This window comes from Nostoc sp. FACHB-190 (genome assembly GCF_014696905.1).
Taxonomy (GTDB): Bacteria; Cyanobacteriota; Cyanobacteriia; order Cyanobacteriales; family Nostocaceae; genus Nostoc_B.
In genome coordinates this window covers 350,808-375,123 of sequence record NZ_JACJQW010000003.1, presented here as the reverse complement: position 1 = coordinate 375,123, position 24,316 = coordinate 350,808, and the positions used below count along the sequence as shown (strand labels likewise).

The following is a 24,316-nucleotide window of genomic DNA, read 5'->3' as shown; positions in this document are numbered from 1 at the left end:
ACAATCAAATCCGCTAACACATAAAGATATTGTCAGAATTTGATGTCTTTTGCTGTTAGCGATGAACAACGGACTTCGGTATCGGTATCTCCCATCGACATTTGGACTTCTCCTAATCACCTCGGTTTGAACAACACCGAGGTTTTTTCTTTCCATTAACTTTCAGACTTCAGACTTCAGACTTCATACTTCAGACTTCAACTGACTTTCAAGACGGCGAAATAAAAATAACCAAAGAGGCAAGGAACTATTAATAGCAATCAGTCTGACTAAATGACCTGTGGTGACAATTTCCACATTATGATCTAAGGCTAGGGAAACTAAGATCATTTCAGCAGCACCACCGGGGGCTGTTACCAAAAGACAAGTTAACCAATCCCAAGAAGTGAAGTGCATAGCCAGCATAGCAGCGATCGCACCTGCAATCAGCGTCAACGCTACAGAAATCAACGCACAACCTACAGTTCGTTTACCAAAAGTGGGTTTTTCTCCCCAATATTCTCCGATGGTAATTCCCAACAGCATTTGACCAACTATATTCACCAATGGTTGTGGACTCAAGTTAGCTCCACTCACAAAAGGTAAGAAATTCAAAAAATAATTAAAAAATATACCCAGTAGTAACGCCCCAAAAAAATCTCCAGCCGGAATTTTCCAAACAATAGCGCAATAAACTATCACTCCAGTAATTAGCAACGCTACCACCAACAGTCCGATTTGTGAAGGTTCCAGATTGAGTAAAGCTTGTTTGACAGGAAGTGTTGCAGAATTCCAGTCATTACCAACTGTGGTTCTCGCAATAAAAGGAATTACCAATACTACACAAGTCACCCGAATTGCTTGCACTAAAGCAACCAAAGTCACGTTTTTATTGTAATCAGCCGCAATTGATGACATCACACCCACGCCACCGGGAACTGTCGCCAACATTGCTGTTAATAAATTAGTTTTGCTGAGTCGGGAATAAATATAGCCAATACAGCTACCACATACCAATAAAAAAAAGGTCAGAGCCACAAATATCGGAATCCCAGCAGCTAAATTGATCAGGTCACTATTACCATTAGATAAACCCACAGTCAGTCCTACAAGTCCCATCCCGACTTTTCTTGCAGTTCTGTTAGGTTTGGGTGTGTATTGGTAGAAAATTCGACATCCTTGGAGGACGATTGTACCAGCAGCGATACCACCAAATATCCAAGCAATACCGCCAACATGCAACTTTACCAAGCCGATACTCAGTGGTAATGCTAATAGTATTTCTAAAGCCAGAACCATGATTTGAGGAACAATTAGCTGTGGTTGAGTACCAGAGAGATTTTGATGAAAAATTTCCTCCTGAGTGGGAGTAACACTGAGGCTTTGATTCATTGATACAAGTTTTTTAAAATTAAATTTGACTAGGTTCTGGAATTAATGCGATCGCCAATGACTTACTGTTTTTAAGTTCTATGTACAAAGGCAACAGTATCACAACAATCTTAATAAAATTTAAACATAGCTTTCAGCCTCATCACCACAGCAATATTTGGTATTTATACCAATTCTGCATGAAGATGCACTGAATTAAAGAACGAACCACAAAGGGCGCATAGACGCGATAGCGGCTTCCCGAAGGGTAGAACACAAAGAAAGAAGAGATATGAAGATTAAATGCAGACTCACATAGAATTGGTATTAGGACAATAAATGGTAGAAAACAGATGTTCCCTACCATGTTTTGCCTTTTTACTTTTGCCTTGCTGTACTAGTACAACAAGGCAAAAGTAAAAAGGCAAAAGTAAAAAGAAAGAATAACGATACTACAAGCTTTTTAGCAATTTCTTATGGTCTGTTTATTTACGCCAACCTGTACTAGGACTAATATTTGATTTGGGAAAAAAATCAGTACACCCAGAGCAGACTTCTTTCCTACTCCCTACTCCCCATTCCCTACTCCCTGCCTATCGCGCTTGCGCTGCGCTTCGCGCACCACACAATTAGATTCAGGAATCAAACCGTATTCCTATCTATGGGGATAAGATGAAAAGCGCGATCGCTTCTGGTTGTAGTAATTTATATCAGAAGTTAACTCAGAAAATGTATGGAAAAAATTCATATTGATGTCCAGCAGGGCAATATTGCAGGAGTCGCAGATAAAATAGCCAATGGTGTTGATATTGAATGCCTAGACGAGTATTCCCAGCAAACACCATTAATGTGTGCAGTTAGTAGTTCCAATGCAGGGGTTGAGATGATTCGCTTTCTCTTAGAAAATGGCGCGAATGTCAATGCTGTTGAACCAGAATCTCAAAATACCGTACTTGGGTTAGCTGTGCAGTCAGGAAATCTCGATAAAATCCAATTGATTCTCGATGCTGGAGCCGATATTAACTATCAAACTTCAGATGGATATGATGTCTTAATTCATGCTATGTATGGTCGAGATATTGTCCAAGATGAAAACTTAATATCAACTTTGAATTTACTCATCTCTAGAGGTGCTGCTGTCAATGGGATGAGTAGCTATGGTGAATCTGCAATTAAAGTAGCTGCTCATGTTGGGAGATTTGATGCTGTCCAATTATTATTGAACGCAGGTGCTAACCCAGAGCAACTGGAATGGACAGAATTAATGCACGCTATAGTTTTTGGCAGCCTAGAGCAAGTAGAGTTCTTGCTAGAACAAGGCGCAGATCAAAATGTGCGTGATTGTTGGGATAGAACTCCTTGGTTATTAAGTATTCAAGTGGGTGAATTACCTAAAGCTAAATTACTCCTAGCGACGGGAGCAAATCACAACGATGTGGGAAACTGCGGAAAAACGCCGTTAATGTATGCAATAGAAAACAATAGACTGGAAGTCTTAGAGTGGCTAATTGCAGAGGGATTTGATATTGAAGCTACTGATGAATTTAGTAACACTGCGTTAATCATGGCGGCAGAGTATGGTGCTACTGATTGCGTCAAAATTTTACTAGAAGCTGGCGCAAACCCCAGCAGCATAAATCATTGCGATGACAAAGCCATTAAGGTAGCGAAAAATCAAGAAATTGTCAGAATGTTAATTGCATCTGGTGAAGATATCAGCGATATTAACGATGATATGCGGCGATCGCTCACCGGAATTAACAACAACAAATTTTCATTATCACAAGTAACTCCAGAGCAGTATTTTGCTGGCAAACAGCCGCGCTTTGGCAAAAGCAATCCAGAGTTGATGACAATTCCCTTTTGGGAGGCAATGATTTGTCATGGTTGTTCTGCTTATGCAGCTAAAAACTTTTTTGATGATACAGAAAATTGGCAAGATAAAGCATGGTGCTATGACCGCTTTGGCAGAAGCATTACACAATTAGCAGATGGCAGAATTATCGAAATTGCTGGTGAACATGAAGACTCCTATGACCCTGATTTTTGTATATATAACGATGTGGTAGTTTATCAAGGTGATGGTAGTTTTCAGATTTTTGGCTATCCCCAAGATGTATTTCCGCCAACTGATTTTCATTCTGCCACATTAGTTGGAGAATACATATATATCATTGGCAACTTAGGATATTTCGGTACAAGAATTTATCATGAAACTCCAGTTTACAGGTTACATATACACACATTTGTCATAGAACAAGTAGCAACAACTGGCGATAAACCAGGATGGATCAGTAAACACAAAGCTATCTACCAAGAACCAGATAAAATACACATTACTGGCGGTAACTTGTGGGTGATTAATAATGAGAAAATAGAAGATTATATAGATAATTCAGTTGAATACGTTTTAGATTTAAGTGACTTGACTTGGAGTCGTGTGACCGTTGAAGGGTAAATCTTAGGTTCTTCTAATTTCTTGTGTCAAGCCTAATTGAGATACTCTTACCTTGATTCATCAGCTATGTTTATTTCCGTAGAGTTCCACTGATGTTTCATAACTTTTGCGTAAGTCCTGCAAGATTTACCAGCAACCCCACCAGGCGATCGCCTCATACTCTACACTAATTAATATCCTGACTGCTAACCTGCACTGATTTCAAAGATATTGTCCATGCAGCTACTTAAAACAACTGACACAGATTTTTCCACCGCGTTCCAAGCACTCGTCAATAATCGCCGGGAAGCCACGGTTGATGTTAGTGGTACAGTACGCGGCATTCTGGCTGATGTAAAAGTGCGGGGTGATGCCGCAGTTAAGGAATATACTACTCGTTTCGACCATTTCAGCCCAGAATCTTTGCATCTGAGTGCGGATTTTATCGCCACCCAAGCCGCCAAATGTCCGGCTGATGTGAGAGTCGCCCTGGAATTAGCCGCCGAACGCATTAGCAGCTTTCACCAAAAACAACTGCCCCAAGATATTGGTTACACCGACGTAACAGGGGTAAAACTCGGTTTAAATTGGGTTTCTCTCTCGCAAGTTGGTATTTACGTCCCTGGTGGACGCGCCAGCTATCCTAGTTCGGTGTTGATGAATGCTTTACCTGCCAAAATTGCTGGGGTGGAACGCATTGTGATGACCGTACCTATGCCACGGGGTGAAATTAACCCGGCTGTGTTAGCGGCGGCGCAGGTGGCTGGCGTAACAGAAATATATAGTATTGGTGGGGCGCAAGCAGTAGCCGCCCTCGCCTACGGCACAGAAACGATTAAACCTGTAGATAAAGTGGTTGGCCCTGGTAATGCTTATGTTGCGGAAGCCAAACGGCAGGTATTCGGGACTGTGGGTATCGATAGCATCGCTGGCCCTTCGGAAATTTTGGTGGTAGCCGATGATCAAAATAACCCAGAGTGGATAGCGTGGGATTTGTTATCGCAAGCAGAACACGACCCCAGCGCCCAATCTATTTTAATTACTGATTCGGCAGTTTTCGCCCAGCAAGTGATCACCGCCGTTGAATTAGTTCTTACCAAACTATCTACTCAAGCAGTGGCGAGTGATAGTTGGCTAAATCATGGTGCAGTTATTGTAGTGGGTGATTTGGCTGAAAGTATACCATTGCTGAATCAATTGGCTCCTGAACACGTTGAGTTATGCGTAGATAACCCGCAGTTACTCGCCAGTCAAATTAAATGCGCCGGTAGTTTGTTTTTAGGACGCTACACCCCAGAGGCGATAGGTGATTATTTGGGCGGCCCTAACCATGTCTTACCAACTTCTCGTTCGGCGCGGTTTGCTTCTGGTTTGAGTGTGTATGATTTTCTCAAACGCATTACTTATTTAGAATGCAATCAAGCCGCGTTGCAAGAAATTGGTAAAGCTGCGGTGACTTTAGCTGAGGCGGAAGGTTTACCAGCCCATGCTGGTAGTGTGGCTGTACGTTTGCAATCACTTGAATAGTGCTGAGTGCTGAGTGCTGAGTGCTGAGTGTAATTATTTTGTTTTTTACTCAGCACTCTTGAAAAGGTTGGTCATCCCTTGTATACAAAACAAAAGTTGATATGGATGCAGAGAAAAGGACACCTGTTTCTTTTATCAGAAATCTGCTGGTTGCCCGTTGGCGATCGCTTTTACTTCTATTTGTAGGAGTATATTTACCATTGCAGATATTTCAAGTTTTGGCTGTGCAAGTTTGGCAATATCAAGCTGGCTTCCCTTGGGATGTGCCGATTTTATTGGCGGTTCACTCTACAGCCAACCCCCAGTTAGATACTTTGGCGGTGGCGCTGACTAAGTTGGGGTCATTTTGGACTGTGCTGCCAATTTTAATCACAATTGCCCTGATATTACTCTGGCAAAAACGCTGGCGATCGCTAGTTTACTTGTTAATCACTGCCTTGGGAAGTGCCTTTATCAACCGCACTGCTAAGGAATTATGGCATCGTCTCCGCCCAGATTTTTGGACATCCCTCGCCCCAGAGTTAGATTTTTCTTTTCCTAGCGGCCATGCTATGACGAGTACTACCTTGGCTATTATCTTGTTGATTTTAGCTTGGCAAAGTTCTGGGCGCTGGGTGGTATGGATTTTTGGTAGCTTGTATATATTAACTATTGCCTGGACACGCCTGTATTTGGGAGTTCACTTTCCCAGTGATATTCTCGGAGGTTGGATGGTGGCGATCGCTTGGGGAACTGGCGTGAGTATGATTATTAAACCCCATCTGGTGAAAACTTTACCTGTCCCTGGTGTACAACCTGCGGCGGAAACTACTTTACTCCCAGAAGAACAGGAAAAATTAGCCGCTCACGAGTAAATCTTTTTGGTGAGCGGCTCTGACTCAAAACTTTGTACATAATTACAGTAATAAGCTAATCAGCATTTAAGCTGCACTATTGAAATTGTACATAAATGACTTAAACTCTCTCCTCTGCCCCTCTGCCCCTCTGCTCCCCTGCGGTCTAAACTGCAAACTAAGTGCTTAATAGCTTACTATTCCCGACTTTCCTACTCACCCCTTCTTAGTAGGTGCAGTTGCAACATGAGCCTCAACAATTGTTTGCGACACTTTGGGAATATACCAGTTCACATCACTGGCTGGAAGAATTTTAGCGCCAACTTGATTAAATTCAATTACGCCAGTATCAGGATTAGTTTTGAAAACTAAGTTTGTCCCATTGGGAACTTTCACCACCACATCACCCACAAATTCTTGTCCAGATCGGTCTGGATTTAACGCTACAGCATTTACATCTGCGGGTAAATAGATACCTTTACAATTCCATCTATCTTGTGTTGTTGCGCCATCAGGTAAGAAATAAAGCGCGGCTGTTTCTGAGTATTCATCATCATCTAAATTTGGTTCTGGCCCGTAAATAGCTATTGTCTGTCCTGTTTGATTGGTGCATTGTCCCCAGTCAATTCCTGACTCAAAAGCATATTTTTGGAGTTCTAATTCGTTGATTTTTTGGTCAATTTGTTCAGGGGTGTAATCTTCTAATTGCTGTTGTGATGTTTTGGCAGAGAGAAATTGTTCTAACTCTTTGGTGAGAGTTATATAATCTGGATTTTTGCTAACTTTTGGGCGATCGGCTAAGGCTGGTTGAGCAAATACTAAACTTGCAAATAATATAACTGTCAGCAACAAGCATTTAATTTTTTTCATCTTTATGTACCTATTTTTTCAAAATTGCAGAGTATACCCAATCATCAAAAAATCATCAGCTTTATGTGGTAAATCTCATATCATATTTTTGTCTTGTTGACTAATTTTATAGCTATCCTAAACGATTTATCCCTGTCTCTCTTGTCCTCATTGTTTCCCTTGTCTCTTGTATTCACATATCAAATAAGGGCGCGATATCTATGTTATCACCTCATAACTTTAGGGTTTAAATGGCACTTATCCCGATGATATTTACGGATATTCTTCTCCACAGTCAGCAAGCGGAATTAATGAGAGAGTTGCCATATTTAAACACCCATAACTCCTGTTAGATTTGGGATTTGCATTGCTTAAAAAATCATAAAAATTAGATTTTTTGTCTACTTGATTGTAGAAAATACATGGGGTAGTATTAAATCTATCTTGAGAAATAAAACTAACGATAGGCGCTGCCATTTGATAGATATACCAATATCTATCATTCAAAATCAGGAATTGTTTTTAGTAGTGTATAACTAAAAGCTCTCCCCTAATTTGTTGTGACAACCATCATTCTATGCGCCATTTGCCAAACTAAAACTTGCAAGATGAAAAAGGAAATTTCTGCTCATCAAAGTCTGCATGGCTTAAAGCCAGAATGTCTGTCTTTCACGGAAGTGTTAGCGCAATCTTTTGCGGTAATTGCACCAACAACAATACCCGCATCTAACATTGGTTTAATCGTTGCACTTTCGGGTAACGGTACTTGGCTAAGTTTTTTGATTGGCTTAGTGGGACTATTATTTGTCAGTATTAATATCAATCAATTTGCTAGTCGTTCGGCATCTCCAGGTTCACTTTATTCCTACATTACCAAAGGTTTAGGTGCAACAGCCGGAGTGATTTGTGGCTGGAGTTTAGTACTAGCTTATTTATTTACAGGGATGTCTGTGCTTTGCGGTTTTGCCAATTTTAGTGGTGTTTTAATTGGGCATTTAGGCATTCATCCTTCAAGTATTACATTACTGGCGATCGGTGCTGGAATTTCTTGGTATGCAGCTTACAAAGATATCCAACTTTCTGCTGTCGCTATGTTGTGGATGGAAGGAATATCAATTTTTTTAATTGCTATCTTGTGCTTGATTATCTGGGCGCACCAAGGTTTTGCCTTGGATATGTCTCAACTGACCTTGGCTGATACCACTCCAGGTAGTATAGCGACGGGATTAGTGTTAGTCATGTTTGCATTTTCTGGCTTTGAAAGTGCCACATCTTTGGGTGATGAAGCGAAAAATCCCTTGCGAACCATACCAAAATCAGTCATGGGTAGTGTGATTTTGGCTGGGTTGTTTTATGTTTGCACAACTTATATAGAAGTCTTGGGTTTTAGCCATGCTGGCGTATCTATTACCAACACAGAGGAACCGTTAGGATTTTTATCCCGACAGGCAGGAGTCGGCCTTTTGGGTGAATTAGTGGGTTTGGGTGCTTTGTTTAGCTTCTTTGCTTGCATTCTAGGTAGTATCAACCCCGCCTCTAGAGTTTTCTTTTTGATGGCGCGTCATGGTTTATTTCATTCATCGTTAGGTACAGCCCACGCAGCTAATAAAACACCTCATGTTGCAGTCACAATGTGTTCTTTGATTATGTTCCTTGTGCCGGCGGGGATGTCTTTTTTGAATATCAAGCTGTTTGATTGTATGGGCTATTTGGGGGCTATTTGTAGCTATGGATTTTTGACTGTCTATATTTTGATTTCCATTGCTGCACCTGTTTATCTGTATAAAATCAACAAGCTACGCCGCCGAGATATCGCGTTTTCTATCCTTGGGGTTGGTTTTATGATGATTCCGGTTTTGGGTAGTATTGGCATCCCTGGTAGTAGCCTATTTCCAGTTCCGGAAGCGCCTTATGATGCCTTTCCCTACTTATTCTTGATGTACATAGTTGCAACTAGCGGCTGGTTCATTGTCAAAAGAAGACGTTCTCCCCAGTTAGTTGCAGGAATGCGCCAAGGAATTGAAGAGATCCACGCCAGATTTAGCGATCGCAGCAAAATTCCTTAAATTTTTGCATCTTTTGATTACAAAAATTCTGATTTGAACTAAATTGATATGAACGGGTTAGTTACAGCAATTAGTACCGGGGCATTTGCCTTTAGCGCCACAAATATCGACGATTTAGTGATACTGACGCTATTTTTCTCCCAGATTAACGCCAAGTTTCGCCGTTGGCATATCATTGTCGGGCAGTATCTTGGTTTTACAGCACTGGTAATGGCAAGTCTGCCGGGTTTTTTTGGTGGCTTAATCCTACCACGTCCGTGGATTGGGCTGTTTGGTTTAGTTCCCATTGCTATTGGGATCAAGTGCTTATTGAGTCAAGAAGAAGATGAATCAGCCACAGTAGAACCACAAACAGAAGCATCGCCAGACACTTTGTTAGCCAAATTATTCAATTTGCAGACTTACAGTGTAGCAGCCGTGACATTTGCCAATGGTACTGACAATATTAGTATTTATGTGCCTTTGTTCGCCAGCGCCACTTGGGAAAGTTTATTAGTAATTTTGGGTGTGTTTTTTACGTTGGTGGGATGTTTGTGTTACGTAGCTAATCAATTAACTAACCAAACTGCGATCGCTAACTTGTTAACTCGTTATGGGAATAATTTTATGCCTTTTGTACTCATGGGGCTAGGCGCTTTTATTGTTATTGACAGTGGCAGCTTAACTTTACTCAATTTATCTTGAAGACAGCAGGGTAGTTAGTAGATTCATCTGCAAAATCTCTGGGAATTTCCCTATATCAAAAGAGGTATGAGGTTTGAACATACTAGAATTTTCTTTACTAGTTTGGCTTGGTTCATTTAGTGCTGGCTTTGTCGGTGCGTTAACGGGCTTGGGTGGTGGAGTTGTCATTGTCCCCCTATTAACTTCCGTCTTTGGCGTAGATATTCGCTATGCTGTCGGTGCTTCCTTGGTCTCTGTGATTGCGACTTCCTTGGGTGCAGCCTCCACATATATCAAAAAAGGCTACACCAATTTACGCCTAGGCATGTTTTTAGAAGTTGCTACGACAATTGGGGCAATTATTGGGGCGATGATTGCGGTATTTGTCTCTGTTAAAATGTTGACGATTGTCTTAGCGATCGTTTTGATTTATTCAGCATATCTTTCGCAACGACCCAGAATAGAAATTGATCAAGATCAACCCGCAGATCCTTTAGCCAATTATTTCAACCTCAATGGTACTTATCCCACTCCCGATGGCTTGATGTCTTATCAAGTTAATGCTGTACCAGCAGGGTTTAGTGTGATGTTCGTTGCTGGAATTTTATCAGGATTACTTGGCATTGGTTCAGGTGCATTCAAGGTACTAGCAATGGATCAAGCCATGCGTATACCTTTTAAAGTTTCTACTACCACTAGCAATTTTATGATTGGTGTCACCGCCGCCGCATCCGCCGGGGTTTATTTAGCCAGAGGTTACATCGATCCGGGATTATCAATGCCGGTGATGTTAGGAGTATTACCTGGCGCTTTTTTAGGAGCCAAAGTGCTTATAGGTGCTAAAACACAAATTTTGCGAATTATTTTCAGTCTTGTGCTAGTAGTAATGGCTTTTAAAATGGTCTATAACAGTCTAATAGGGGGGCTGTAATATGTATGAGTTTAATTCTATTTTTCGTTGGCAATCATCAACATCAGCAGAGACTGAAGTCGCAACAATTACCTTGCCAGCAGAAGAACCAGACTCAGATATTCAACAATTAGAAGAACAACGCCATAACAGTGAGATTAATAGTAGTCAGATAGTCAGCAAAACAGCCAGCGAACAGCAATTAGAATACATACTCAGTAATCTTTTAAAGTATGGTGTGTTAATAGCTAGTGCTGTGGTGTTGTTGGGTGGCATATTATATTTAATTAACCACGGTTCTGAACCTGCTACATATCAAGTTTTTCACGGTGAACCCTCAGAGTTTCGTTCCCCTGCTGGTGTCTTCAATGCAGTTTTAGCAGGTAGCCGTCGAGGGATTATTCAATTAGGTTTATTACTATTAATTGCCACACCTGTTTTACGTGTAATTATTTCTTTATTGGCTTTTATCTTCAAGCGCGAATTAACTTATATTGTTGTAACTCTGTTAGTATTAGCTAGTTTAACTTATAGTTTGGTAGGAGCTTATTTTTAATCGTAATTATGGAATGGGTGTAAGTGTTTAAGGGTGTTGGGGTGTAAGGGTTTTGAATACCTACACCCTTACGAGCATTGCATAATTCCTATGAGTATTATGACAATTTAATACCAAGATGTTGTATGTAACGTCTCTACGGGTGCATCCCAGTTTTTATTTAGCAACTAAAGAATAAAAGTCATTGCGTTCGCGTAGCGTCTCGCAGAGAGGAGGCACGACGAAGCAATCGCATGTTTTTGTTCTTAGTGCGAGACTTTGCGATTGCTTCACTTCACTTCGTTGCGTACCCTTTGGGAAGGCTAACGCCTACGCAATGACATACAAAAAGTGGGATGCTCCCCGTCTCTACATCATCTGATAAATTGATAAGTGATATTAAGAGTTGAAAATTTCGTTAAGCTGCGGGATATTTTGTTGAATAGCCTTTGCTAAATAGTTTCTAATTAAGTCAACAGTTTCTACTGAGAAATTACCGCCTAAAAATACAAAGGCTAAACTAGCAACTCCAAGAAATAAGGCTAACACTCTACCAAAACAGCCTGGATTAATTTCAATAAAACCTAACTTTGATTGTCCCAACACAGAAATTACTAAGAAAATAATTCCTAGGGTTAAAAATATATTTGAGATAGTAAAATTTGCCATTTTAATTTAGTCAGATATGATTGATGCAACTATATTTAGTATAGCCATAATTAATGGAAATTGATATTATAAATACTGACATAAGTTAGAATTTTACTGGCTGTATAATATACCCCAAGATTGACTATATATAGGTAGTATCCTGCCTCCGGTTGGTGAGCGCAGCCGAACCACTGCACTGCCTCCTACTATCACTTGACACTCATCCCAGCGCCTTTTTAAAAGATAAGCACTGGGAGGAAATGATAACTTAATTGTGAGGTTTTGTCCTTGCAATTCTCTACAAGTAGATTCATCTGTCCAATTACACCGATTTTCTGTATATTTGCGCCACAATGCTTCAATATCTTTGAGAGTTTCACAAGGTAGAAGTTTTTCTTCTCCTTCGGTGAGATAACCATCATTATTTACATCAGCTTTTGCGCCTTGTTCACGCATCAAAATTGCATAAGATGTTTTGAGTGCGCCTGTATATTGGTTTTCTAACTTGGCAAAATCAGTATCCACTAAATCGCCAAATTTTCCTTGTTGGAGTTCAGCTTCTAAAGTAGACAGTCTAGTTTTTTTAATGATTTCTGCTAAGAATTTTTCAGCTTGTTGCGATGCTTGTTGCAATGTATTTTGGTGCTTGAGAATATCAGCAAATTTTTGTGGCTCTTGACTAATTTTGTCTTGTAAATTCAAAGTGATCCGCCAAATCTGCCGATAATCATCCAATGCTTGATTAATATCTCCAGCTTGTTGATGTTTATTAGCATTATTAAACAATGCAGGTAGACTATTTAATGTTGTTTTAGCAATATCAGGTGTAATAATATTAAATGAACTATAGCGGATGAGTTGAGCTAACTGATTTTGCTGTTGTTGTTGCCAAGCAACTATCCCAGAAGCTGCAATTAATAATAAAGTAATGGTACTAGTACTACCTAGTAAAAAACGATTTTTTAGCCGCGCTTTTCTACTGGCTTGGATATATTCTTTTTCTGGGGGGGTGAGGTAATCTTTGTATTTTTGATAATATGCTTCTGCTTCTGTGAGTTGAGTTTTTTGCAAAAGAAAATCGGGGTGTTTTTGCTTTTGTTCCCATTCTTTGCGTTTCTTTTCTAAACGCTCTTGTTGATATAAGCGATCGCGGTTTTCATCCAACCACCAACGTAAACTCGACCAATGACGAATTAAAATTTCGTGAGCTACTTCTATGGTTACTTCGCTTTTGAGTATTTCTAATTCCTGAGAAATAGAATCAGCAGTGCGACTCTGCCCAATATTTGCGTCATTTTCTGGTAAATTAACAACAATTAATTTGGCATCAATAAACTTTTGTAGAATCTTTTCAACTAAATGTGGTGAATATTTACCTTGCAATAACTGGGATTTTTGGACTTGTTTTTTAGTATCTTCTGTACCCTGTCCCAGACGAGTTAAAGATAGAAAAATCCATTGGGCTATTTTCTGTTCTTCTGGTGACAAACTATCATAAATGGCTTGAGCTTTGAGTTCTAAAGCTACTTTTATGCCACCAATTTTATCGCGGTAAGCTGAAACTGTTAATTCCCCAGTACTTTGGTCGCGGTGTTCCCATAACTGTTCTAAAACAAATTGCAGTAAAGGTAAATCTCCCGCCGATTGTTGTAAATCATTTAACAGTAACTCAACTAAACCTGGCTCAACTTTTAATTCTACTTGCTCGGCTGGTTTTTCGATAATCTGACGATAATTTTCTGCACTCAACCGGGGTGGAACTAAAACATGAGATGCTTGTAATTTTTGCGATAGTTTCGGTATTTCTAGACAGGGTGAAATAAAATCGGCGCGGAGAGTAATGATTAATTTAAATCTGTCGGATGCGTAGTCTAAAGCTTCTAAAAGAATATCAAGAAAAACTTGGCGATCGCCTGTAGCCGCCAGCGTAAAAATTTCTTCAAATTGGTCAATTACTAAAACTACCATTGGCTCGTTTCTGGTGCGTAACCAATGGACAAAACCCTCACCACCTAAATGTAATAACCCTTCAGTTTGCAAGGGATTTTCTTCACTATCTGCCATGATTTTGGCTAATTCTTGCAGGGGTTTTTCTCCAGGACGCAAAGATTTAGTTAGCCAAGTTTCACTTCCCGGAAGTTGTTTTCCCAGCCTTAACTGTGCCATTAATCCCGCTTGGACTACGGAAGATTTACCACTCCCAGAAGCACCAACTACTGCTAAAAAAGATTTATGATTAACTTCATTAATTATTCTTTGGGTGAGAACTTCTTGACCGAAGAAATATTTTGCATCTTTCTCACTAAAAGCTCTTAATCCCATATAAGGACAAATCCCTAAATCTACCCGTTGGGATTTTTTCTGTAAAGTCGCAGGTAAAATTTCAATTACTCCCTGCATTCCCCCTAGCCAATAATTACGCCAAATTTGACTTTCTGCAAGTTCGCGCTGTACACCCATAATCCAGCCAGCAACAGATAACCCTGTTTGTAAGTTGGATGTTTGCAAAGTTGTCAGTAAAGCTGTAGCAAATTCTTCGGCATTTTCAATAGTAGCTGCACCAATAATTAAACACTGGCTAATTTCTGATTCTTGTTGCAAATCTTCTAGCCAATTCTGGAGAGATGCAGTATTTTGTGCATCTACAAGACAATCTAAAACTACAATTTGTTGAGCAATATTTGACTGACGCAGACTTTGGCGTAACCAATCACGACTAAGTTTAATTTCATCACTAATAACTAAAAAAGCTTCACCTGTAGTTGTTTCTTCAATTCTTCCCCGCAGATAAAGTAAAGATGTTGCATCTTCTAAACTGGCTGACGATGCTTGATTGAGTAAGCAATTTTGAATCGCTTGGCGGACATCCGGCAAATCTCGTGCTTGGGAATGCCAATATTTCAACTCAAAACCACCCGCACCAGCCAACATTTTACTAATCTCAGGCGTGATTTCGCCATCTGATAGCCCATTTACTATTAAAGCTTGCCTGTGCGATCGCAGTTCGATTTCTGTGGCTTTATACCCAAGAACTAATTCCCCCACCGCTTCTACAATCAATTTGGGAGTTTGCTGTGGTTGTTCTTTTTTTAACCCATCAGTATCACCACGGCTACGTTTTTGTTGATTAATTAACCGCAGTCCTTGGTTAAGCTTATCAATATACTGGAGGGTATGATGATAAATATATTTGTAGAGCGATTTAACTTCAATTTCTCCCCGCACATCAGCCGCTTCACCTAATAAGCCGCGAATTAAAAAATAGGTAAACACACCATGACCTAAATCGGGAAACTCCCACGATAACTGTTCTTTATCGCAAGAAAGTAAGGCATAAAATCCTTGACTATATCCTGTTTGTTTTTTCTGAACAGCAACTTTTTGCAGTTGTTCTAACATCTGAGGTGTGGGTGAATTTCTCAGAGTAAAACTGCCACTATGACAAGCATCTAAAATTACTATTTGTTGAGCAGCTTGACAATTACCCAACAATGTCAACAGTTCTTGCATCGTCAAACCAGTGTTGAGTAAATCATCTGTTTGAGTATGAGTTAAACACAACACAGCCTGTTGACTTTCTGACTCCAGCATTCCATGTCCACAAAAGTAGAATAAAACTGTATCTTGGGGATTAGCAGATTTAACTATATGCTGAAAACTAGCGCGAATTTCAGCTAATGAAGGTGCTGGTGATGATTGGGAATGATGCTCAATGATTTCTGTGTGGATAAATTTGTGATTGGCTTGTTTTACAGCATGAGCAAATCCTTGACAATCTGCAACGGCGTAACGCAATGCACGCAGATTTTTATCTTGATATTCATTAATCCCAATCACTAAACACCAAAGTTTTTTGACATCGTTCTTGATAATGGCACGGGGCATATTTGTAAAATATTCTAAGTATAAGTAGAAGGACTAGCTTGTTGAGCATTGAGCGGAGTCGAAATGCGTCTTCTAAAAATTGTGTCTATCTATAATTTAATTTACTAATTTTCAACGCAGAGTTGATATAATATTAAAATCTCAATATCTCTCGCTCATAATTTTCGGGCGTTGGTTCAATCTCCCATACCAAACCTTCACCCGCTTCTAGTTGTAATTCAATTGCTAACTTTTCTGTCGCTGTATCCGCAACACATTCATTATCGGGAAATGGTTGTAAATCTTCAGTTAATAACCGCAATTTAAACCCACTAGGAATTAAACCTTGTAGTGATAAACTCTGCAATTCTATAACCCAAATTCCTGATGTAATCTCGCCTGGAGATTGCACTTGTAACTCGTAATTTTGACCAGCAATTATCAGATGACGAGTTAAAATCACTGGCTCATTTGTTTGGGCTATACCTCTACTACCAAGACTAGTTTCTAAATCTAAATAGTTCCAACCAAGTTGTTGGGCTAAATCAGAAATTCCTGTTTGTATCCATTGAATAATTGACCATTGTTGGGTAATTCCTGTGCGGAGTTCATATAATCTTTGTCTCCAACCGCCATGTTCTAGCAATGCTCCCCATAAGCTAAAGGGAATTGCAAGTCTAGGAAATTTTACAGCCGGATTTCCTAATCTTGCTAGTAAATTATTTGCTTGGGTTAATGATAAATTAGCTAGAGGTTCCACTTCAGTTTTTGTTGGCGCATCAGGACAAAGTTGACGTGTTACCCACAATATATCTAAGTCGTGGATGAGGTCTTCATAATCTAAAGTATAAGTGCGATCGCCTGCACTATAATTACTTGGTTGTTTGAGTTGCAAATGAGTTGTATATCCCCAAACTTTTACCCAACCATCTTCAGTATTAACTTGCACGGCTAAATAATAATCCCCAGCCCAACTGGGAATATCCACCCATTCTTGGGGAACACGGATTTCATTGATATCAATTGCTAAACTCGGAATTAATATTAGCCGAGTTTGATTAATAGTAATTGCTGTCCCATTTACTACTTCCCAAAAGCTATGCAAAACAGCAAGATTTGGTGCAGGCTTGGCGATAATTCCCCATATTTCTTCTAGCCAAGGTAAAACAGTTAACAAACAAAGTCGATTTAAATAAGCTTGTAGGCGAGTGCTGGGTGTGGAAAAATTTTGACTTTGCTGCCAAACTGCATCCTGTGTAGTTTCTGATATCTCCACGCAGGATTCGATGGCAATAGTTGATATCGTTATAGCATTAAGATAGTTCATGATTTAATTATCTGTTCAACTGTGTCAATTGATATTCTTTACCTCTGCTAATTTCATCTACTTCCTCATGAATAGCAGCGAGGAATTTAATTTCTTGAATTATGTGGTGAATTGAAACATCTGGTGGCAGACGTTTGATTAGTTCAATTACTTTTTGTTGGTCGCTCATAAAACAATATCTTGTGAAAGTGACAATCTACTCCCTACTCCCAATTCCCAGCCTTAACGGGTACTTGAGAAATTAAATAGAGCTATAATTCATTGTGTTTTTTGTAGTATTTCTCTAGCCATTCATCAATCAATCCATTCATGTTATTGATTACGTTGGGACTCAGAGAAATATTCTGGTTGGTTTGCGACCATTGCGCTAAAGTGATGAGTGATTCCGATTTGAATTTTTGGAGTCGGCGCACCACAGTTGGCTGAGATATTCCTAGCTTGAGTGATATTTCTTTTTGGGTGAGTCCTTCGCCGTAGTACATTTTCAGTAGCTCTTGTTTTTGTGCGTCAAGATTGGTGATGCTATTGCTTAACAGGGAATTTATCTCTGTCCAGAGAGATTTACGGATTTGTGCTTCTTCCTCATCTAGTAGTTTTGTCAAGGGAGTAGCATCGCCACTAGGTAAGATATCTCGCAATGTATTGTCTTCGTTAAATACCGACGCATCTAAAGAAGCAGTGGGTGGAGCGGTATAAGCTCGAATTGCTTGGACACAAGCTTCTAGCCATTTTTGGATAGTTTTCGCATCTGATGGTGGTAGTTGCTGAAGTCGTTCTTGATTGTAAAGCTGGGCGATCGCTTCCCATACAATCAAATCAGGGGCGGTAAGCTGGCGGTTTCCCTTGGGTTTTGTGGGCGCATAAATCACCTTGAAGCATTCCCACGCAAAAATATAAGGCGCAATTTCTGTGGCGGATAACCCACGCTGTACTAAAGCTTTATGAAGTAATTTTTGACTACTGTGTAGTAATAACGACCAATCACTTCTAATACTTGCTTCTTCTAGCCCTTCTTTGAGTAGCCCATCTTTGATGAGATTACAAAACACCCGATAAGCAAAAGCTTCTAAATTAGACTGTCGCTGGGGGTCAAATCCTGTGAATACCTTATCAATATATGCGATCGCTATTTGAAAATAATCCGCTAAAGTATACTGTGGCAACGTAAATCGCGGTTTGACTTTTGTAGCCGCTTTGTAACCAACTTCTTGTAAGTAAGCATACAAATGACCCCTCGCCAGACTTTTTGGCTGATTTTGCCAAACCTCGTGCCAGTATAATGCCCAATCAGATGTGGAACGTTCTGCGGCGGAATACTGACTGAGGTAATTACTCATATTGCGATAGAGCTTGCTATCCGTGACCCATGTTATGGAACCGCCTGATGAAAATTGCAGAAAGCTCGAAAAAATCTCAACAATTTCTTGACGAGGGCGCATGAATTGACTTGTTTAACTCTATTTTTATAATTTACAAATTATCTTTACATAATATTTAAGAATGAAGGGGAAATACCTACGAATATTTTCAGAATTTCCACAGTATATACCCATAGTTAACGTTTTCTGGAGTTAGCGATGAATAACCGCAAGTTAAAACCACAACACAGAAGATTGATGTATGCGATCGCTACTTTCATGATTCCTCTGTATACTGTGGCAACAACAACAAATAGTTATGCCAATGTCCCAGAAAAAGCAGAATTATACCAAATTTTAGGCAATCATGAACTGTCAATTCGGCGCGGTTCTAACTATGGCCCTGCTGTTGTTGGTAGTTTTTTACAAAAAGTATATGATACTTTATTCCTTCCCGGTAATGGTAAATCCTTTGCTCAATTACGCTTTCAAAATGCGGCGGGAAAGGATATGGGACTACAACTCCAAGCCAGTACTAAAAATAAACAATTAACACTTTATTACTTACCTTGTACAGCTAAACAAGGAGATTCTTTACTCATAGAATGGGCGAATCAAGGTAGTGGTAAACGTGCCTGTGAATATGGAGTGCGTGTACAGCGTGGTGTCCGTAATCAAACTAAATTTATCGATAAAAACTCATCTAATATTGAGCCTGCTAAACAGTTATTGATAGCCCAAAGTTCTGGTACTAAATTGCAATATTGTAGTGTTGCTGCCGCCGATGGTCGTGGCTGGAGTGGTGTTTCTGCCAGTGAACCTTGTGACGAACCAATACAACAATGTCTGACAAGTGGTGGTAAGGAATGTGCAGCGATTACTAGAGATGAGTGGAGTCTCAGAAATGAAACCTTAATTGCCACTGTCAACTGTGCCAACAATCAATCTTTCAGTGAAAAAAGTAGTGGTTCTGGGATGAAAGATGCAGTAGCTAAACTTTGGGAACAATCTCAAAATCAAAAAGCCAAATTTTGTGCGCTGCATGTAATTAATTCTGAGCAAGATGAAGTGATTGTCGCTCCCAAAGTTCCAGATAGAAATTTGTTTCAAACCCGCAATACACCGAATGGCATTCAAGTAGATGTCATAGCAGGAATCGCCAGTGTAATTTCAGCTAAAAATCCCCAAGGTGTTACCCTCAAACCAGGACAAAGATATAACTATAACGGAGAAAATCAAGAAGATCAAATAGAAACTTTTGATAATCAAGTTGAATCAATTGAATTACAAGTTTATCAAGCTGAAGCAAGAGGGTTAAAACTCTGCGACCAAGAACAAGTGAGTGGTGGTCAACAAGGTGATAGCCGAGAAATTCAACTCACCGCGAATGAAGGTCAAATTAATATCAGTTATGAAATGTATAACGTTCCTGATAGATTAAAAGTCAGCTATGAAGGACAAACTCTTATAGATACAGATTTTGTTTCAGGTAGTAATAAGGTATCTGCGAAGTTTAAAGGTAATTCTGGGCGAGTTAAAGTAGAAGTCATTGGTAATAAAGATATATCAACCACTCAGTGGAAATATACACTTTATTGTCCACAATAAAATAGGACTGATGCACCAAGATTGCCTTTGGAGATTGGGTGTAGGGGTGCAAGGGTATGGGGTATAAGGGTTTGGTATACATACACCCCTACGGGAAGTCAAAAGTTAAAAATTCAGAAAATTTTTAACTTTTGACTTGATTTTTCGTATCACTTCGTAAGTCATCTTTTACCCATCTAGAATGGAATGCGGAAAATGCGCCCACCACCAGTACTTTCTTTAATTACTAAAGTTAGGTTTTGTGAGCCTTGACTATTCCAAGTTTGTCCTAATACTTGCACTTCGCCTTTAATTGTTCCCTTGGCTGGAACTTGTGCTTGAGCAGATGAAAATCTGGTTTTCAATTTTTTGCCACTTTCTGTTACTACTTCAGCATATAAAGGCACAAATGCAAAGGGGCGATCGCTGCGATTTTCGACAATAAAATTAATTGTGAAGTTTCGATTGCTTTCCACCTTACCGCCATCGATGCGAATCTCTACATTATCTCTTGTTTGTCCAGATGCGATCGCTACTACGCCGCGTGTCGGTTTACTTCCAGGATTAAGATTAGCTTTAGGAGGTTTTTCATCTGGCTGAGATCCAGGATTTGTCGTCGCAATACTCGGAGTTACCCCTTGAATTAAATCCTGAATTTCTTTGTGTTTTTTCACCCCTTCAAAAGCGTAACGATTATAGTTATTGCTTTGAATTAAATTTTCTAAATATGTAACTCGTTCTGCGGGAGCCGGATGAGTAGATTGCCAAGAAGTTTCTGATTTTCCGCCAGATTTAGCATTTAAGGTTGCCATCAAATTCCGCAAGCCATCCGCAGCATAGCCAGCCTTGGTTAATACTCTCGTACCTAAAATATCCGCTTGTCGTTCATTTTCTCGGCTATGTTCTTTACCTACCATTTCCTGTAACATATCCGGCATAGGAATGACATTACTTAAACTACTAATAAACTTACCTTGGGCAACACGTTGAAAACCATGAGATAGCACAGCATGAGCAAGTTCATGACTTAATAAACCTGCCAATTCTGCTTCCGAATTAGCGGCTAAAATTGCTCCCGTATTTACAAAAACTTTTCCCCCAGGTAAGGCAAAAGCATTAATTGAACTGTCTTGAATAACGTAGTATTCATAATCAAACTTGCGCCCCATCAAAGGCTCTAGTCTGCCGCCAATTCCACGCACATAATTGAGAACTTGTGGGTCTTCTAATAACTTACCTTCTTGTTGATATTGTTTAACTAATTTATCAGCAACTTCTTTCCCAAAAGCCGATTCACCTTGCAAAAGCATAGATACTGTTTCAAAACCGGAAACCCCAGCTTGCCAATCTTTTGTACTAAATGCTTTTACACCACCTACAACTGCACTAAAAATACCTTGAAATCGTAAATCATCATTCAGCTTGCTGTGATGACGTTGGAGATTTTTCTCGGCAAGTTGTTCAAACTCTGGTGCTTCTGGATAATCAACATAAATTGTGGCAAATTGTCTGGCAGCAATGGAAGCTTCTAAAAACTTTTGTTCTTTTTCTAAAGCATTAATTTTCGCTTTGAGTAATTCTGGCTCATCAGGATATAATTCTACTGCTCTTCCGAGAACTTCTAGGGCATTTTTTGGCTGTCCATCTTTAGCACTATTTTTACAAGCTTCTGGTTTATTCTGGCAAGCTTCAGCTAACAGTAAATGACCTTTAATAAATTCTGGATAATTACTTAGTAATAGTTGCAGAGGTAAAAAAATCTTGCTGTCTAAATTTTGCTGTAAACCTTCATTGGCATTCCGCCAGTATACTTGACCATCACCCGGCAGTTTGTCAACTTCATAAATAGCAGTACGTCTTCTATCACTAGCTGCAAACTCAGATTTGACTTTGCGATAAAGATTTTCTGCTGCTTGCAGTTGTCCTTTTTGATAGAGTTCATCAGCTTCTGCAAAGGTTTGAAAGCGGCTGATGGCTGAGGAATTTTGCGCCAGCTTGACACTTGTAATTTGCGGTTGGCGATGTGCGCCGGTTCCTGACTCAGCATGAACCTTGAAGTTGCTTCCTAGTAAACAACTACCAGTGGTCACGCCTAAAATCAAGCTCAATTTTACAGCTTGAGCAACTGGAAATGCTCTAGTCATAGAATTTGCCTTTAATTCATCTGAATAACATTACTGCGTGATTTTACGGTTTATTCATTGACTGACTAGGACTGACGCAGAAAAATTTTCTTGTGAGACTGGGTGTAGGGGAATCAGGGTACAGGGGTGTTTACAATCTGGAAACTTGAGACACAACATTATCAAATCATTGTTGACCCCAAATTAGTGATTATGCTGGAAGATAACTACGTTATTTTATGATTTTAATCTGCCCAAATCATTAAAAGTTTACAAATAAAGATAAATTTCAGTTTCAATTTAGCAAGTATTCCTTAAACAGCATTTGGTTATGCCACTCAAGTTTGCCAGAATTGATTTGATGAATTGCTATAGCAATTCTAGTTTGTAGCAAGTTCTATAATGGTCAAACAATTACTGGGATGGAACTTTGGGATATTACTGTCATAGATAGTAATAATTTTATGAAACAAGTTATTTGAGCATTAAAAAACTTGTTGAAAAAAACTTTGGGATATTACTGTAACAAATAGTAATAATTTTATGAAAATGATAAGTGCTATGAAGCCCCAAAAGTTCATCAAAAATTAGATAGCGATCGCGTTAGTTTGTTTTGAGAGTTGGGCAGTATAAAATACCGAAAAACTAATTTGGTATATCTTATGTTCAAAGATAAATTACTTCAACGTTATCTTGGTGCGATCGCCGCTTTGGCTATGATTAGTTTGCTGAGTTCATGGACTGGATTATCATATCCCCATGACATTTCTAATTCCTGGGACGGCTGGTTGTGGGGAATGGCAGATCCAGTATTAGTGTTGACTGAGTTTGTGAGTATCTTAGCCATCGGTTTACTCGCCGCCAGCACCCAACATTGTAGCTGGATAGCCACTGCGCTGATATCAGCCAATATTTTGGGAACAATAATTACTCTCTCGCAAATAAATTTACCAGTGTCAGAAGTTGCGATCGCAATAGTGAGTGTGGCTTTTGGTATGGTATTGGTCACAGCAAAACAGCCGAAGTTATTCACACTACTGCTACTAACAGCGATCGCAGGTTTGTTTCATGGCTATTTTAATAGTGAATCAATTATTGGGGCAGGCACAATGCCTTCAGTTATGTATGTTGTCGGTGCAGCTTTGACGCAATATGCAGTGGTAAAAAGTGTCAGCCAAATTGCTACTCAGGTGAATCAAGCAGATTTATCCAGTATTTTGTCTAGAAGAATGAGTCTCTTAGGTTTTGCTATCTGCGCTCTTGGTTTTGTCTCGTTGACTATGGGGATCAACTAAATTAATTTAAAAAGCCCCAACTTTGCCAAAGATGACGTAGAAAGTCTTGGTAATCAACAACAAATCATACAATGGATGCCATTTTTCTTGGTAACGTAAGTCTAAATCAACTATTTGTTCAAAATCTTTGACGTGAGAACGACCATTAACTTGCCATTCACCAGTCAAACCCGGTTTGACATTCAAACGTTGCCAATGACGTTGATTATACTTAGCTACCTCATCAGCTGTAGGTGGGCGGGTTCCTACCAAACTCATCTCACCTACCAGTACATTCCAAAATTGTGGCAACTCATCTAAGCTGGTACGGCGTAAAAAACGCCCGACTTTCGTAACTCGAAAGTCATGCTGATTTTTAAAGATTAATCCGTCAGCTTCGTTGGTAACTAAAGATTTGAGTCTTTCGGCATCATCAACCATTGAACGGAATTTACGGAGTTTGAAAGGTCGTCCTTGCAGTCCGTAACGTTCCTGAGTAAAGAAAATTGGGCCTGGACTATCGAGTTTAATAGCGATCGCTATCGGTATAAACACAATACCCAAAATGATTAAACCCACTAAACTCCCTAAAATATCTAAACAACGTTTGAATTTAGAATCTACGGAAGAGTGGGGTGTGTCTAATTTCCAAACTCTGTCAGTAGGAACTTGACAAAGACTTTGCAATTGTGTTTGGTACATTGTCTAGCCAATTGTAATTAACCACGGGAAATTCACGGAAATTTAACCCAGAATATAAACTTTACCCTTTGCTACTCAGGAGTTTTTTAAGGTATATTTACTTAATCTTCATCAAGAATACTAAATTGATGAAATTTTGTAAAATCTGCATAAAATTTTTTAGATATCTTTTAAAGAGTACTTAAGTATAAATATTATGTATAAAAAAATGCTTGAATATCAAAATTAATTACTAATTGATTCATGTAACTTTCTGGCTA

The 24,316-nt window shown here is 39.4% G+C and carries 19 protein-coding genes; 9 read left to right on the top strand and 10 right to left on the bottom strand.

The features are described 5' to 3' along the window. Positions 1-183: 183 nt before the first annotated feature. Positions 184-1,371: an AbrB family protein gene (locus H6G28_RS06160; RefSeq protein WP_190588406.1), complete on the bottom strand. Its 1,188-nt coding sequence runs from the start codon at positions 1,369-1,371 to the stop codon at positions 184-186. 712 nt (positions 1,372-2,083) lie between these two features. Between H6G28_RS06160 and H6G28_RS06155 the strand changes: the two genes are divergently transcribed. The 3 genes from H6G28_RS06155 (at position 2,084) to H6G28_RS06145 (ending at position 6,168) form a co-directional block, all read left to right on the top strand. Continuing rightward, positions 2,084-3,808, top strand: a complete 1,725-nt coding sequence (locus H6G28_RS06155) for an ankyrin repeat domain-containing protein (RefSeq protein ID WP_190669675.1) — start codon at positions 2,084-2,086, stop codon at positions 3,806-3,808. 216 nt (positions 3,809-4,024) lie between these two features. Further along, positions 4,025-5,314, top strand: a complete 1,290-nt coding sequence (gene hisD, locus H6G28_RS06150; RefSeq protein WP_190669672.1) for a histidinol dehydrogenase — start codon at positions 4,025-4,027, stop codon at positions 5,312-5,314. Positions 5,315-5,415: 101 nt separating this feature from the next. Next, positions 5,416-6,168: a phosphatase PAP2 family protein gene (locus H6G28_RS06145; protein ID WP_190669670.1), complete on the top strand. Its 753-nt coding sequence runs from the start codon at positions 5,416-5,418 to the stop codon at positions 6,166-6,168. A gap of 195 nt (positions 6,169-6,363) precedes the next feature. Here the strand turns inward: H6G28_RS06145 and H6G28_RS06140 are convergent, their stop codons facing one another. Beyond that, entirely contained in the window at positions 6,364-7,017 is a 654-nt protein-coding gene (locus H6G28_RS06140; protein ID WP_190588402.1) for a hypothetical protein, read from the bottom strand. 252 nt (positions 7,018-7,269) lie between these two features. After that, a complete protein-coding gene (locus tag H6G28_RS06135; RefSeq protein ID WP_190588401.1) occupies positions 7,270-7,473 on the bottom strand; it encodes a hypothetical protein in 204 nt (67 codons plus the stop codon). Positions 7,474-7,604: 131 nt separating this feature from the next. Here H6G28_RS06135 and H6G28_RS06130 point away from each other — a divergent pair, with 131 nt between their 5' ends. From H6G28_RS06130 to H6G28_RS06115, 4 genes are all read left to right on the top strand, one after another. Beyond that, positions 7,605-9,062, top strand: a complete 1,458-nt coding sequence (locus H6G28_RS06130) for an APC family permease (protein WP_190669668.1) — start codon at positions 7,605-7,607, stop codon at positions 9,060-9,062. 48 nt (positions 9,063-9,110) lie between these two features. Then, positions 9,111-9,746 carry a cadmium resistance transporter gene (locus H6G28_RS06125; protein WP_190588399.1) on the top strand — a complete coding sequence of 212 codons (636 nt, stop codon included), beginning with the start codon at positions 9,111-9,113 and terminating at the stop codon, positions 9,744-9,746. A gap of 73 nt (positions 9,747-9,819) precedes the next feature. Next, the gene (locus H6G28_RS06120; RefSeq protein ID WP_190588398.1) at positions 9,820-10,656 is read left to right on the top strand and encodes a sulfite exporter TauE/SafE family protein; all 837 of its coding nucleotides are present in this window, start codon (positions 9,820-9,822) and stop codon (positions 10,654-10,656) included. A gap of 1 nt (position 10,657) precedes the next feature. Beyond that, entirely contained in the window at positions 10,658-11,191 is a 534-nt protein-coding gene (locus tag H6G28_RS06115) for a DUF1634 domain-containing protein (protein ID WP_190588397.1), read from the top strand. Between the two features lie 378 nt (positions 11,192-11,569). Here the strand turns inward: H6G28_RS06115 and H6G28_RS06110 are convergent, their stop codons facing one another. The 5 genes from H6G28_RS06110 to H6G28_RS06090 all read right to left on the bottom strand — a co-directional run bounded on the left by H6G28_RS06110 (position 11,570) and on the right by H6G28_RS06090 (position 18,349). Next, positions 11,570-11,839 carry a hypothetical protein gene (locus H6G28_RS06110; protein WP_190669666.1) on the bottom strand — a complete coding sequence of 90 codons (270 nt, stop codon included), beginning with the start codon at positions 11,837-11,839 and terminating at the stop codon, positions 11,570-11,572. 93 nt (positions 11,840-11,932) lie between these two features. Then, positions 11,933-15,706 (bottom strand): nSTAND1 domain-containing NTPase, encoded by a 3,774-nt coding sequence (locus tag H6G28_RS06105; RefSeq protein WP_190669664.1) that lies wholly within the window; start codon positions 15,704-15,706, stop codon positions 11,933-11,935. Between the two features lie 133 nt (positions 15,707-15,839). Then, positions 15,840-17,012: a DUF1822 family protein gene (locus tag H6G28_RS06100; RefSeq protein WP_190588394.1), complete on the bottom strand. Its 1,173-nt coding sequence runs from the start codon at positions 17,010-17,012 to the stop codon at positions 15,840-15,842. A 7-nt stretch (positions 17,013-17,019) separates the two neighbouring features. Continuing rightward, a complete protein-coding gene (locus tag H6G28_RS06095; RefSeq protein ID WP_190669662.1) occupies positions 17,020-17,181 on the bottom strand; it encodes a hypothetical protein in 162 nt (53 codons plus the stop codon). Between the two features lie 82 nt (positions 17,182-17,263). Next, positions 17,264-18,349 carry a sigma-70 family RNA polymerase sigma factor gene (locus tag H6G28_RS06090; RefSeq protein WP_190669660.1) on the bottom strand — a complete coding sequence of 362 codons (1,086 nt, stop codon included), beginning with the start codon at positions 18,347-18,349 and terminating at the stop codon, positions 17,264-17,266. A 240-nt stretch (positions 18,350-18,589) separates the two neighbouring features. Between H6G28_RS06090 and H6G28_RS06085 the strand changes: the two genes are divergently transcribed. Next, a complete protein-coding gene (locus H6G28_RS06085) occupies positions 18,590-19,978 on the top strand; it encodes a hypothetical protein (protein WP_190669658.1) in 1,389 nt (462 codons plus the stop codon). Positions 19,979-20,154: 176 nt separating this feature from the next. On the opposite strand, the gene H6G28_RS06080 is transcribed toward H6G28_RS06085, so the two are convergent. After that, positions 20,155-22,101 carry a M48 family metallopeptidase gene (locus tag H6G28_RS06080; protein ID WP_190669655.1) on the bottom strand — a complete coding sequence of 649 codons (1,947 nt, stop codon included), beginning with the start codon at positions 22,099-22,101 and terminating at the stop codon, positions 20,155-20,157. Positions 22,102-22,742: 641 nt separating this feature from the next. Between H6G28_RS06080 and H6G28_RS06075 the strand changes: the two genes are divergently transcribed. After that, complete coding sequence (locus tag H6G28_RS06075) at positions 22,743-23,375, top strand: HupE/UreJ family protein (protein WP_190669653.1); 633 nt, start codon at positions 22,743-22,745, stop codon at positions 23,373-23,375. A 6-nt stretch (positions 23,376-23,381) separates the two neighbouring features. Here H6G28_RS06075 and H6G28_RS06070 read toward each other — a convergent pair whose 3' ends face one another. After that, positions 23,382-24,056 (bottom strand): sugar transferase, encoded by a 675-nt coding sequence (locus H6G28_RS06070; protein ID WP_190588389.1) that lies wholly within the window; start codon positions 24,054-24,056, stop codon positions 23,382-23,384. Positions 24,057-24,316: the final 260 nt, after the last annotated feature.

What these genes read in the sequence shown, in the direction of transcription:
- H6G28_RS06105 (WP_190669664.1), bottom strand. Translation starts at nt 15,706, where the DNA reads ATGCCCCGTGCCATTATCAAGAACGATGTCAAAAAACTTTGGTGTTTA.
- H6G28_RS06080 (WP_190669655.1), bottom strand. Translation starts at nt 22,101, where the DNA reads ATGACTAGAGCATTTCCAGTTGCTCAAGCTGTAAAATTGAGCTTGATT.
- H6G28_RS06115 (WP_190588397.1), top strand. Translation starts at nt 10,658, where the DNA reads ATGTATGAGTTTAATTCTATTTTTCGTTGGCAATCATCAACATCAGCA.
- H6G28_RS06090 (WP_190669660.1), bottom strand. Translation starts at nt 18,349, where the DNA reads ATGAGTAATTACCTCAGTCAGTATTCCGCCGCAGAACGTTCCACATCT.
- H6G28_RS06110 (WP_190669666.1), bottom strand. Translation starts at nt 11,839, where the DNA reads ATGGCAAATTTTACTATCTCAAATATATTTTTAACCCTAGGAATTATT.
- H6G28_RS06130 (WP_190669668.1), top strand. Translation starts at nt 7,605, where the DNA reads ATGAAAAAGGAAATTTCTGCTCATCAAAGTCTGCATGGCTTAAAGCCA.
- H6G28_RS06070 (WP_190588389.1), bottom strand. Translation starts at nt 24,056, where the DNA reads ATGTACCAAACACAATTGCAAAGTCTTTGTCAAGTTCCTACTGACAGA.
- H6G28_RS06095 (WP_190669662.1), bottom strand. Translation starts at nt 17,181, where the DNA reads ATGAGCGACCAACAAAAAGTAATTGAACTAATCAAACGTCTGCCACCA.
- H6G28_RS06160 (WP_190588406.1), bottom strand. Translation starts at nt 1,371, where the DNA reads ATGAATCAAAGCCTCAGTGTTACTCCCACTCAGGAGGAAATTTTTCAT.
- hisD (WP_190669672.1), top strand. Translation starts at nt 4,025, where the DNA reads ATGCAGCTACTTAAAACAACTGACACAGATTTTTCCACCGCGTTCCAA.
- H6G28_RS06100 (WP_190588394.1), bottom strand. Translation starts at nt 17,012, where the DNA reads ATGAACTATCTTAATGCTATAACGATATCAACTATTGCCATCGAATCC.
- H6G28_RS06075 (WP_190669653.1), top strand. Translation starts at nt 22,743, where the DNA reads ATGTTCAAAGATAAATTACTTCAACGTTATCTTGGTGCGATCGCCGCT.
- H6G28_RS06125 (WP_190588399.1), top strand. Translation starts at nt 9,111, where the DNA reads ATGAACGGGTTAGTTACAGCAATTAGTACCGGGGCATTTGCCTTTAGC.
- H6G28_RS06145 (WP_190669670.1), top strand. Translation starts at nt 5,416, where the DNA reads ATGGATGCAGAGAAAAGGACACCTGTTTCTTTTATCAGAAATCTGCTG.
- H6G28_RS06155 (WP_190669675.1), top strand. Translation starts at nt 2,084, where the DNA reads ATGGAAAAAATTCATATTGATGTCCAGCAGGGCAATATTGCAGGAGTC.
- H6G28_RS06140 (WP_190588402.1), bottom strand. Translation starts at nt 7,017, where the DNA reads ATGAAAAAAATTAAATGCTTGTTGCTGACAGTTATATTATTTGCAAGT.
- H6G28_RS06085 (WP_190669658.1), top strand. Translation starts at nt 18,590, where the DNA reads ATGAATAACCGCAAGTTAAAACCACAACACAGAAGATTGATGTATGCG.
- H6G28_RS06135 (WP_190588401.1), bottom strand. Translation starts at nt 7,473, where the DNA reads ATGGCAGCGCCTATCGTTAGTTTTATTTCTCAAGATAGATTTAATACT.